This window comes from Symploca atlantica LB2515 (assembly GCF_052546295.1).
Map to the genome: position 1 here is coordinate 4,614,804 of NZ_JBQWMT010000001.1, position 11,947 is coordinate 4,626,750.

The following is an 11,947-nucleotide window of genomic DNA, read 5'->3' on the forward strand; positions in this document are numbered from 1 at the left end:
ATAAAGACTCTTGAAGAATTTTGAGTTAGCTATAGAGAGTAAATTGTAAGCAGTTGCTAACTGCTATTAGAAATGGACAAGAGTAAACCTGAGACTCCGGTTCACAAGCCTGTCATTATTCGCCTGGAAAATATCTTTAAAATCTATGGTTATGGCAATACTGAAGTCAAAGCACTGGTTGATGTTAGCCTGATTGTGGAGCAGGGTGAGTATTGCTCGATTATGGGAGCATCTGGCTCTGGTAAGTCTACGGTAATGAATATTGTCGGCTGTCTTGATAGACCGACATCAGGACAGTATTACCTAGATGGGGTTGACGTATCTAGACTAGATGATTCTGAGCTAGCAAAAATTCGCAATCTCAAGATTGGCTTTGTCTTTCAGCAGTTCCATCTACTGCCCCAATTAACGGCGCTGGAAAACGTGATGCTGCCCATGGTTTATGCTGGTATTCCCCTAAGTGAAAGACGCGATCGCGCTAGGGAAGCTTTGCAGAGGGTAGGTTTAGGCAACCGCATGACCAATAAGCCAACACAACTTTCTGGGGGACAACAGCAAAGGGTAGCGATCGCTCGTGCTATCGTCAATAGACCAGTCCTAGTGTTGGCAGATGAGCCGACTGGGGCTTTAGATTCTCGCACCACCACCGAAGTGATGGAGATTTTTACTCAACTCAATGCTAGTGGCATTACCGTGGTCATGGTGACTCACGAACCAGAGGTAGCACGTCTGACCAAGCGTATTGTTTGGTTCCGCGACGGCGAGGTGATACATTCCTCTTTGACCCCAGAGGAAATGGTTCAAGTGGCGGTTTCTTAATTAACTTTCCCCAGTTAGTAATCAGCTAAGAGCAATTAGTCTCAATTTGTACTGCGGAGTGAGCAGTATGGCGCTTATTATAGACATCAGGCTTGGCGCTCTTTTATTCCCTATACACCAGCCAAAGTCACTGATTAGCAACTATGCGAACCTATTATTGCGGCGAAGTAAGAAAAGAACAAATCGGAGAGACACTTACCCTGTGTGGCTGGGTAGACCGTCGCCGCGACCATGGGGGTGTGATATTTCTCGACTTGCGCGATCGCACCGGCATTGTCCAAATAGTCAGTGATCCCCAACGCACTCCAGATTCCTATAAAGACGCAGAAGCTCTGCGCAATGAATACGTAGTTAGAATTACTGGTCGAGTCAGCCAGCGTCCAGAAGATTCCCTGAATCCTAAACTACCTACGGGTGAGGTAGAAATTTACGCTGACAAGATCGAATTGCTCAACATGGTACGCAAGCAGCTACCCTTCCAAGTTTCCACGGCTGATCTTGATACAGTACGAGAAGACTTGAGGCTGAAGTATCGCTATTTAGACTTGAGACGCGATCGCATGAGCAGTAACCTGCAACTGCGCCATCAAGTGGTCAAAGCAATGCGCCGCTATTTGGAAGATCAGCAAAACTTCATTGAAATTGAAACCCCGATACTAACTCGCTCTACTCCAGAAGGGGCTAGAGACTATCTGGTGCCTTCCCGTGCCAATCCTGGTGAGTGGTATGCCTTACCGCAGTCTCCCCAGCTTTTTAAGCAGTTGTTGATGGTATCGGGCTTTGACCGCTACTACCAAATTGCTCGTTGCTTCCGAGACGAAGATCTCCGAGCAGATCGACAACCAGAGTTTACCCAGTTAGACATGGAAATGAGTTTCATGTCCCAGGAGGAAATTCTCCAGCTCAATGAAGAGTTAGTTAGTTATATTTTCCAAGCTGTCAAAGGCATCGATTTACCACGTCCCTTTCCACGCCTCACTTATGAGACAGCCCTAGAGCGCTACGGTACTGATAAACCAGATACGCGTTTTGGCTTGGAACTAGTGGATGTCTCCGACTTACTCAAAGATTCTGGCTTCAAAGTCTTTTCCGGTGCGGTTAAGAGTGGGGGCATTGTCAAGGTGTTACCCATTCCGGGCGGCAATGAAGCGATCTCTAATGTGCGGATTAAGCCTGGTGGTGACTTATTTAAGGAAGCCAGCGAAGCTGGGGCCAAGGGAATCGCTTACATCAGAGTGCGAGCAGGAGGCGAGATTGATACCATTGGGGCGATTAAAGACAACCTAACAGAAGCCCAGAAACAGAAATTATTAGAGCTGACTGGTGCTACAGAAGGTCATTTGTTACTGTTTGGCGCTGGTTCTGCTGAAATTGTCAATAAAACTCTTGACCGTCTGCGGTTAGTTATTGGTCAGGAACTAGGGCTAATTGACACTGAGCAAATTAACTTGCTCTGGGTGACAGACTTCCCCATGTTTGAGTGGAATGCAGGTGAGAATCGTTTAGAAGCTTTGCATCACCCTTTTACCGCTCCTCACCCCGATGACTTGGATGATCTCAAGACGGCAAGAGCACAAGCCTACGATTTAGTCTTTAATGGCTATGAAGTCGGAGGCGGTAGTCTGCGGATTTACCAGCAAGAAATTCAGCAGCAGGTGTTTGAGGCAATTGGCTTGTCTCCAGAAGAAGCCCATAGTAAATTTGGCTTTTTGCTGGAGGCGTTTGAATATGGTGCACCGCCTCACGGGGGTATTGCTTACGGTATAGACAGATTGGTAATGCTATTGGCAGGAGAAGAGTCGATTCGGGATGTGATTGCTTTTCCGAAAACCCAGCAGGCTCGTTCTCTGCTCACTGATGCTCCTGCTACTGTAGATCCGAAGCAGTTGAAGGAATTGCATGTCGCTTCTACCTATAAACCGAAGAACTGACAATAGTCTTGACAAACTATCACTATCAACCCACTCTTGGCTCTAGGGGTGGGTTAACTTTTGGCATCAAGCCAAATTGTACTGATCTGCAACTAGTAACTGCGAATAATCCTGTTACCGCTGTCTTAGTGGTCAATAGATAGAAAAGCAGTTTCGCTCTAGCCCAGATGAAAATTATTAAGCATTATTATTTACTATCCCTGACTATTGGGACAATGTTTGTTGGTTTGGGTAGTTATAGTTTTGTTGCAGCTAATAGTCGTGTGCCATCGGCTACTCTTACACTGGCAAGCGATAGCCAAGCTACAGCAAGTCTAGTGTCTAATGATTTCGCCCTTGCTAGCGAGCCTCATGCGGTCGTTGAACAAGACAGTACTGCTACAAAAACTCTTGCTGTCAATATCTATACAACTGACAGTCAGTGCCAAGCTTTAGTACCGGAAGTCGTGACTGTCCCTGCGAGTAACTCTGTATCTGCTGCGGTGGACAAAGTTTTAGCGCAAACTAACTCGGCTGACTTTGAATTAGTGGGATATCGAGTCAATATCGATGCTGATACTAAGATTGCCACCATTGATTTACGCCGCTCTCCTGATGCGCAACGGCAGTTTGTTTCGCTCTCCACATGCGAACAATACAATCTTTTCGGCAGTTTGCGAAAAACCCTTACAACGAACTCTCCACTAAACATCAAGGATGTCCGTTTTATGGAGCAAGGGCAAGAAATTTATCTCTAGCAACACTTCCTGGTTGTTAAATTGCCAATCATCCCGTCAGAAACTAGCGGGTTAAGAATAGATTAAAAAGGCTTGGGGTGCAAAGAAAAACCTCAAGAAGCTCTGGGATAAATTGCTTGGCTCTCAAGCAAGATTATTATAGATGAGCTGCACTTACAGCTAAGGAAGACAATTCTCGAATTACCACTTGCCACTTGCCACTTTTAAACCGATTTTCAGGAGAGAGGTCACACAAGCTCAATTCGCCCGGTCTCTTTTCTAAAAAAACAAGTTGCTTATGAAAGTAGAGATCAAGACAATTTCTTGACTTAATTTTCTCTTCACTATCTTTCATATCATATTAAGTTGACTAAGAAAAGATGATAAAGGTGTATCATAGCTGTTGGGGCACTGCCCAATTACCCTGATTTTCGAGAATCCAGTTAGGCTAACCCCTTGCTTGAGCTTGTGCCAGTGTGACTACTACAACATCAAAAAGTTTTCAAGCTTAGATGATTGTTGCCTCAGCTGTACCAAACTCAAGACATAACCAATTGACTGTCTTCAGTAAGAAGAATTCAAACGAACTTGAGAAATAGGTTATCAGACAAATGGATGTAAAACTGATTTTAGTTATATTGACAGTTGCTTTTACTGTTCTGTGCCTCTTTTTCGGCACCAAGAACGGATTTTACGATTCAGATAACTATCACGGTAATGGTTCTGCCCATTAACTTAGTCAGCTTTGAGCCTCTCAGACACTACTAATTATTACCTTACGTTGTAAAGAGAACCCTCAATAATCATCAAAAAAAAGCTGGGTTGCAAGGGCTTGTGGGTTTAATTCCTACTAGACCATAGCTCTGCATATCTAGAATAACTTCAAAAAATTGGAGTACCTCAGTCTTTTTTATCTGAGAAACTATAGTCCTGTTGGCGTCAGCTTAGAGAGAAGCAAAATATTTTGCGGAATGCCGCTTTTTTTTGCTTTTACCATAGCCCTCACCTACCCTTATTCTACTGCGCTGGCGAGGGCGAACCCGCCTCCAAAGAGGCATCTCTTTTGCTGTTCAACGTTACACTGCTTCTTTTAGTACACCAGCAAGTTCAAGCAGTGCTTTTAAAACTGCGGTCATACCTATTGGCACGACACGATAAAAGTGTAGAACTAATAGCTGCTCAGTGTCCCTAATCTTTGCCCATGAGCAATCAACACCCACTGGCATCTTCTCATGATGATGAAAGATTAACCTGTTTACCCTATGGTGTCGGTTATGACAATGAGGGAGTTTGTTTATTGCTGCGGATGGGCCCACACCGCATTCTCCTTGACTGTGGTTTGGCTGACATTTCATCTTTGAAGACTGGTGTAAGTCCGCCAGCAGATTTGGTGCTATGTAGCCATGCCCACGCTGATCACGCTAGGGGTTTGCTAGCTCTTCACCAAGCTTTCCCCCAATTGCCGATCTACGCCAGCGAGGTAACAACTCAGTTACTGCCACTAAATTGGCCTCAAATACCCCCCCAAGACATTCCCAGATTCTGTCAAGCGTTACCTTGGAGAACGCCTATTGAATTCTGTGATAGTTTAAGTGCTGAGTTGTTCCCGGCGGGACATTTGCCTGGGGCAGCTGCTCTATTATTAACTTATACGACTTCTCGCCGCATTTATCGGCTGCTTTATACAGGTGACTTTTTCCGCTCTAATTTGCGGTTGGTAGAGGGATTATCTGTAGAATCCCTGAGGAGTATCCAACCGGATGTACTGATTTTAGAAGGAAGTTACGGCACCTCGAGACATCCCCACCGTCGTCAACAGGAAAAGCAGTTGATGGCGCGTATTGAGCAGGCGATTATCGAAAAAAATTCAGTAGTACTCCCAGTACCAACCTTGGGGCTAGGTCAAGAAATCTTAATGCTCCTGCGCAGTCATCACCACTTTACCGGTCGAGATCTGGATATTTGGGTAGAGGGCAGCATTGCCACTGGTTGTGACGCTTACCTGGAAGTGTTACCTCATCTTCCTGCATCAGTGCAAAACTTTGCTCGGCATCAACCCCTCTTTTGGGATGAACGGGTACGTCCTCGTGTGCGCCGTTTAGATGAAAGTCAGCAATCGTCTCTGGGCTTACCTCCCTGTATCGTTCTAACTGACAAAAAGGCGGACTTGAGCCGATACTGGCACCCAGACGCCATTAATCCCGTCGTCCTGCAACCAGAAAGACCGGGATATCCTCTAAGAATTGATCAGAGGGCAGTTCGTAGTGTAGAAACTTATTTGCTTGCCGAACACAGTGATTGCTTGGGAACAACCCAACTAATTCATAACCTGCGTCCTCAGCATGTCGTTTTTGTCCACGGTGCTCCTGCCTACTTAGCTGATCTAACTGGCTTAGAGGAGTTGCAAAATCGCTATCACCTCCATTCACCTGCGGCGGGAACACTTGTCGAGCTGACTATTGGTGAGACCTTTATTCAACCAGCCCCACCACCGGAAACTAATTACGAAGGTGAGCTTACTGAGTCAGGAGCCTTAATCAAAATTACTCTACCGGAGTCGATTGCGACTGACCCCCGGTGGCAAACTTTTGCGGATACTGGTCTAGTGGAAGCTCGTTGGCAAGGGGAAGAACTAGTTCTTCGCGGATTGTCGCAAAAAGAACTGATTACTCAGAGCAGCAACGCCAAGGTGCCGAGTAACATCGACTGTTGCGGGAACTGCCTTTATCAGCGGGGCCAACGCTGTTGGAATCGGGCTTCTCCCCTATACGGTTTTAAAGTAACACCAGAGGGTTACTGTCCAGCTTTTGAACCTGTTGAACCAACCAGAGAAACCTGATTGTTAACTAACAGTGAGATCAAAAGGCTTGGTTAGGTTCCACATCAAGAATGGAACTCCATCTCCCAAACAAGCTACACTCGGATGTTTAATTGACAGTCTCGCCTATTAAAACGAACCCAGTGCAGGCTTGCTTCACTGGGCTTCAGCTACTCCAAAAAGTTCTGACAATTGGTTTAATGATAGGCAGACCGACTAATTAGTCAACCTACTCTTGATTGGAGTCTTGGGAGCGTGGATGAATTTGCTCTACTTCCGGGCAATCGTCAGAAACTAGGGGTTCAGAATGACCTCTAGAGACAAAAGCTAGCTTCTGAGTTACAGAACCAATGCTTTCCAAACGAACCATTTCTTCCCAGGAACTGACTTCATCTTCTTCCTCAGTTTCATAGCGGATGGTCACTAAATCTCCTTCGATATCTACGATGCGAGCACGTTCAATCCAACGTTGCTGATCCCGTAAGAAAACACAGACCTCACGACCATCGCAACAGAGTTGATATATCTTGCGATGTAGCATATTTTGCTTCTCCTGAGCAGACAACTCTTCGAGTACTTTTGAAGCAAGCAACTCCTTTTGCGGGGACACGGCTTACTTGCGAATTTAAAATGGGGGTAACTTGGTGTGAGCTTGAATCGTCAAAGGTGATTTCCCCCCACGAGCTTTCCCCTGTAATGCTTAGAATTTTAGCTTGCATCCAATAGCAATCTTGAGAGTGATTCCAGAGTACCTTCGATTATCAAAACTAACCTTTGACGTTCTCACTTGAGGGTGTAAGCAGCCCATAAAATCCGGCTCAAGGCAATGGTGGAGTGGAATCTGACCTGTGAGCAGATAAGTGGCCTTTTGTAAGTTGGCATTGACGAGAAGCCAATGTCGGGGAAGGCACAAGTTATTTCCGCCATTGCAACTAGCCTGCTTTTTCCAGCTGACAAACCCTGGTTGACTAGTTTTGTTCAATTGCCTGAAATTTCCAGACATTAATATTGTGACATACTACTCGTTCTATCGGCTTTGTGCAATAGTGCAGTCTTTCGATTTCCCTGGTGCTGACATAAATCACCCTCTCGAAGTCTGAGGATGGGCTGAGATAAGATGGCGATTGATCAGAATTTCCTGATGAAATAACTTTCGTTTTGGGGTGAGCTTTCTGGTCTTTTAAATGCAATGCAGAGTCCCGACAAAAATGACCAGTTTGCAAAAAGGCTATTTTCTCTAGGATAGCCTTCCCCTATCAATCTATCAATGATGTACCCAACCCCTATCGTTGCCATTATATACTTCATCAGCAGGTATGCGGAATAAGTTATCCCGTTTGCTGAAGTATCACAAATACAATTATTTATTTAGTACTGAGACTTTTATCGATCTTCGGTTAGCTTACTACTGATGATCTAAGGTCTCAGAGAGTTCTATGCAAACCCCAGTTCCCCTGATTCCCTGGTTTAGTTAACCAGATAAGGAAAGGAAATGATCAATATGCCTGCATCAATAGTGATGATCGACAAGGGCGCTTTGATATTTATTTAAAGACTGCTTTTAAGCGAAACTCTAATTCGAGCAGAACGAGCCTCTCGTTGTATTTGACCTGAATTGATAGCCTCGTCAAGAATTTTCAGAGCTTCCAAGTCAGATGCTTGGTAGCCAGCCGTTTCCATTACCTGACGGATTAGGCTCTCAGAGGCCACACTAAGGCAGCCTGTTTGAAGAGCTGAATTGACGAGTGTGCTAATCATCTAGCCAGAGTATTGTTTATCATCCACTACCAAGATTATCGGATGTTTTAGTTATCTATTAGCTGACTGAAGTCAGCAAGAAAGTGTAATCCTAAACACGATGTTTTGTGAGCCAAATCACACACACGAGTCTTGTGCGATCAATCGCCTCTAATGAGGCATTACCACACCAAGGAATAAGGTAATCAACAACTCACTCTGAACCTGATGAGAGTCCCAGAAACTGAAGTAATCAAAGCTGTCGTTCAACTCAAACCTGTTAAGAATTTGTGAACCGGATGGCAGTTTTGTCAAAAGAGTTTGTTAGAGTGCTCTTGCGGCGAGTAAACATTGGATTTCTGAGGGGTAAATTAAGCTAGTGTTTGAGATCACAACAAGTCAAAAACAATACCAAACCTACACACTCACTGACCAAGAAGCTAAATCTCAACTGGAGATTGTCCCTGAACGTGGTGGCATAGTAACTCAGTGGAGCTTCCAGGGACAAGAAATTCTCTATCTTGACAACGAACGCTTTGCCGATCCCAGCCTAACCGTGCGCGGTGGTATCCCGATCTTATTCCCTATCTGTGGCAACCTACCTGATAATACCTATACCTACCAAGGTAAAGAGTTTCAGCTCAAACAACACGGCTTTGCCCGGAACTTGCCTTGGAGAGTTACAGAACAGCTAACCAACGAGCGAGCTAGTCTTACCCTAGTGCTCAATAGCAATGATCAGACTCGTGCTGTTTATCCGTTTGACTTCCAAGTCAGCTTTACCTATCAACTCAAAGGCGATACCTTAGAAATTCAGCAGCGCTACACAAATTATTCTGAGGAGCCGATGCCCTTTTCCACAGGGCTGCATCCCTACTTTTTAATATCTGATAAAGACCAATTAGAGTTAGATATTCCAGCATCAGAATATCAAAATCAGAATTCGCAAGTAGTTCATTCCTTCGATGGTGGTTTTGACCTGAGTACTGACGAAATAGATGCTGCCTTTCTAGAGCCTAACGACAATTGCGCCAGTGCAATCGACAAAGAGCGCCGCATCAAAATAACGCTCAGTTACACTGAACTCTACTCGACTCTAGTTTTCTGGACAGTTAAGGGCAAAGACTTTTATTGCCTAGAACCCTGGAGTGCTCCTCGCAATGCCCTAAACACAGGAGAGAAAATTACCAGATTGTCTCCTGGAGAGAGTTTAGAAGCTTCTGTTAGTCTGAAAGCGATGCTTTTTTGATTAACTTTCCACAATTTCTGCTAATTTGTGCTATCTTAAGAGACGTTGCTTTAAAGTAATCACGCTCTAGGGTCGCTAACTCAATGGTAGAGTACTCGGCTTTTAACCGATTAGTTCCGGGTTCGAGTCCCGGGCGACCCATATTGAGACACCCTAACCTTGCCATTGAGGAGAATCAACGGAAACCCTGAAGCATCAGTAAAAACTTTAAAAGCTATCAGAAAAGCTTATAAGTAGTACAAATAGAGTAAATTTAAAGATAATTTACTTTATGTTGGTAAAATATTTTAAGATTGTTGTAACAATTAAGCTCGTTTATAAACAACTGGCTGAAAATAACCCAGAAGTTAGGAGAATCACTTATGGCGCTCGTACCAATGAGGCTGCTGTTAGATCACGCTGCTGAGAACGGCTACGGCATCCCAGCATACAACGTCAATAATATGGAGCAGATCCAGTCAATTATGCAGGCTGCTGAGGAAGCCGATAGCCCAGTGATTTTACAGGCTTCTCGTGGTGCCCGCACTTATGCAGGGGAGAACTTCCTCCGTCATTTGATTTTGGCAGCGGTAGAAACCTACCCCCATCTTCCGATTGCTATGCACCAAGACCACGGTAATAGCCCAGCCACTTGCTACTCTGCTATCCGCCACGGTTTTACTAGCGTGATGATGGATGGCTCCCTAGAGGCAGATGCCAAAACACCTGCTAGCTTCGAGTACAACGCCAATGTCACTGCTGAGGTAGTAAAAGTAGCTCATGCTGTTGGCGCTAGCGTCGAAGGTGAACTAGGTTGCTTAGGTTCTCTAGAAACCGGCATGGGTGACAAGGAAGATGGTCACGGCGCTGAAGGGAAGCTCTCCCACGACCAGTTATTAACCGATCCTGACGAAGCAGTAGAATTTGTTGAGCGTACCCAAGTTGATGCTTTAGCCGTTGCCATTGGCACTAGCCACGGTGCTTACAAGTTCACTCGCAAACCGACAGGTGAGATTCTTGCCATCAGCCGGATTGAAGAAATTCATCGCCGTCTGCCTAACACCCACTTGGTAATGCATGGTTCTTCTTCTGTACCAGAAGACCTGATTGCGATTATCAACCAGTACGGTGGTAAGATTCCTGAAACCTACGGTGTACCCGTTGAAGAAATTCAAAAGGGCATCAAGAGCGGTGTTCGCAAGGTAAATATCGACACCGACAACCGTTTGGCAATCACTGCTGCAATTCGCGAAGCGGCTGCCAAAGATCCCTCGAATTTTGACCCTCGTCATTTCCTCAAGCCTTCCATCAAGTACATGAAGCAGGTTTGCTTGGATCGTTATCAGCAGTTTGGCACCGCTGGAAATGCCAGCAAGATCAAGCAGATGAGCCTCGATGACTTTGCAGCTAAATATGCTAAAGGTGAGTTAGCTGCCGTATCTAAAAAAGCTGTGACCGCTTAGTTTCTTAACTGGTGATTGCTTTTGCCTAGAGTACTAGGCTAGCCGTTCTGCTTCTCTGAAAAATAGACTAATCTTCTGGGTGGCTGTCAAAGCTGCCCTATTTTTTTATCTTGTTTTATCCTTGGGCAAGACTAAGTTATCGAATTCGCACACTATTTCTATGGCTAATGCCACCTGGATTCGCCGCCATATTCTTTCCTTGGCTGATTTTTTACCAGTTGAATACAACACTGTCTTGCAAACCGCTGCTAGTTTTCGGGAAGTACTCTCAAGGCGAACAAAAAAGGTGCCTGCTTTGCAAGGTCATGTAGTTGCTAATTTATTTTTTGAACCATCTACCCGAACCCGCAGCAGTTTTGAACTAGCAGCCAAACGCCTCTCAGCTGATGTTCTCAACTTTGCTCCCGGAACCTCTTCGCTGAGCAAGGGAGAAACGATTTTAGATACAGCTAAGACTTATCTTGCCATGGGGGCTGATATTATGGTGATTCGTCATCGTGAGGCTGGAGTGCCCCAAGCAGTCGCGTCGGCAATGGAAGAAATAGGTGTACAGGTGGGTGTCTTCAACGCTGGTGATGGTCAGCACGAACATCCCTCCCAAGCATTGCTTGACCTGTTTACACTTTGTTCCGTCTTGGATTTTGAGAACCCTCGTTTAGAACTGCTCAAAGACAAAAAGATCGCCATTGTTGGGGACATCCTTCACTCAAGGGTAGCCCGCTCCAATATCTATAGTCTTATTGCCACGGGCGCAGAGGTTCATTTAGCTGGACCTCCGACTCTGGTACCAAAGCTATTTGCTGAGTATTTCTCTACTCAAAGCCAAACTCATGGAAGAGCCAAAGAACATGCTACACCTTTGACCCCTACTAATGCTTCAAGCAAACAAGAGAGGCTATTCGTTCACTGGCAAATAGAACCTGCTCTGGAGGATGCTGATTTTGTCATGACCTTAAGGCTGCAAAAGGAAAGGATGACAGCTCATCTGTTGCCAAGTCTACGAGAGTACCATCAACTTTACGGAATTACCAGCGATCGTCTCAAACTTTGCCGAGGTGGGGTTAAAATATTGCACCCAGGGCCAGTCAACCGAGGCGTTGAAATTAGCTCCGAGTTAATGGATGACCCAGAGTTGAGCCTGATTTCTCAGCAAGTAACTAGTGGCGTTGCTGTGCGAATGGCTCTACTGTACTTAATGGGTAGCGGAAAGGTTTTAAACGGTCATTGGAGTTAGA

General features: G+C 45.2%; 9 protein-coding genes and 1 tRNA gene. 8 read left to right on the forward strand and 2 right to left on the reverse strand.

The window, feature by feature from the left end:
* Nucleotides 1–72 precede the first annotated feature (72 nt).
* The 4 genes from ACT7WV_RS19140 (at nt 73) to ACT7WV_RS19155 (ending at nt 6,305) form a co-directional block, all read left to right on the forward strand.
* Nucleotides 73–819 carry an ABC transporter ATP-binding protein gene (locus tag ACT7WV_RS19140; protein ID WP_445104419.1) on the forward strand — a complete coding sequence of 249 codons (747 nt, stop codon included), beginning with the start codon at nt 73–75 and terminating at the stop codon, nt 817–819.
* A gap of 143 nt (nt 820–962) precedes the next feature.
* Nucleotides 963–2,750, forward strand: a complete 1,788-nt coding sequence (gene aspS, locus ACT7WV_RS19145; protein ID WP_445104420.1) for an aspartate--tRNA ligase — start codon at nt 963–965, stop codon at nt 2,748–2,750.
* 167 nt (nt 2,751–2,917) lie between these two features.
* Nucleotides 2,918–3,487: a hypothetical protein gene (locus ACT7WV_RS19150; RefSeq protein ID WP_445104421.1), complete on the forward strand. Its 570-nt coding sequence runs from the start codon at nt 2,918–2,920 to the stop codon at nt 3,485–3,487.
* A gap of 1,180 nt (nt 3,488–4,667) precedes the next feature.
* Nucleotides 4,668–6,305, forward strand: a complete 1,638-nt coding sequence (locus ACT7WV_RS19155; protein ID WP_445104422.1) for an MBL fold metallo-hydrolase — start codon at nt 4,668–4,670, stop codon at nt 6,303–6,305.
* Between the two features lie 208 nt (nt 6,306–6,513).
* Here ACT7WV_RS19155 and ACT7WV_RS19160 read toward each other — a convergent pair whose 3' ends face one another.
* Nucleotides 6,514–6,825, reverse strand: a complete 312-nt coding sequence (locus tag ACT7WV_RS19160) for a DUF6679 family protein (RefSeq protein ID WP_445105690.1) — start codon at nt 6,823–6,825, stop codon at nt 6,514–6,516.
* A 1,007-nt stretch (nt 6,826–7,832) separates the two neighbouring features.
* Nucleotides 7,833–8,042 carry a hypothetical protein gene (locus ACT7WV_RS19165; protein ID WP_445104423.1) on the reverse strand — a complete coding sequence of 70 codons (210 nt, stop codon included), beginning with the start codon at nt 8,040–8,042 and terminating at the stop codon, nt 7,833–7,835.
* Nucleotides 8,043–8,400: 358 nt separating this feature from the next.
* Here ACT7WV_RS19165 and ACT7WV_RS19170 point away from each other — a divergent pair, with 358 nt between their 5' ends.
* From ACT7WV_RS19170 to ACT7WV_RS19185, 4 genes are all read left to right on the forward strand, one after another.
* Nucleotides 8,401–9,270 carry an aldose epimerase family protein gene (locus ACT7WV_RS19170; protein ID WP_445104424.1) on the forward strand — a complete coding sequence of 290 codons (870 nt, stop codon included), beginning with the start codon at nt 8,401–8,403 and terminating at the stop codon, nt 9,268–9,270.
* Nucleotides 9,271–9,339: 69 nt separating this feature from the next.
* Nucleotides 9,340–9,411, forward strand: a tRNA-Lys gene (locus tag ACT7WV_RS19175).
* 221 nt (nt 9,412–9,632) lie between these two features.
* The gene (fba, locus tag ACT7WV_RS19180; RefSeq protein ID WP_445104425.1) at nt 9,633–10,712 is read left to right on the forward strand and encodes a class II fructose-bisphosphate aldolase; all 1,080 of its coding nucleotides are present in this window, start codon (nt 9,633–9,635) and stop codon (nt 10,710–10,712) included.
* A 160-nt stretch (nt 10,713–10,872) separates the two neighbouring features.
* Complete coding sequence (locus tag ACT7WV_RS19185) at nt 10,873–11,946, forward strand: aspartate carbamoyltransferase catalytic subunit (RefSeq protein WP_445104426.1); 1,074 nt, start codon at nt 10,873–10,875, stop codon at nt 11,944–11,946.
* Nucleotide 11,947 lies beyond the last annotated feature (1 nt).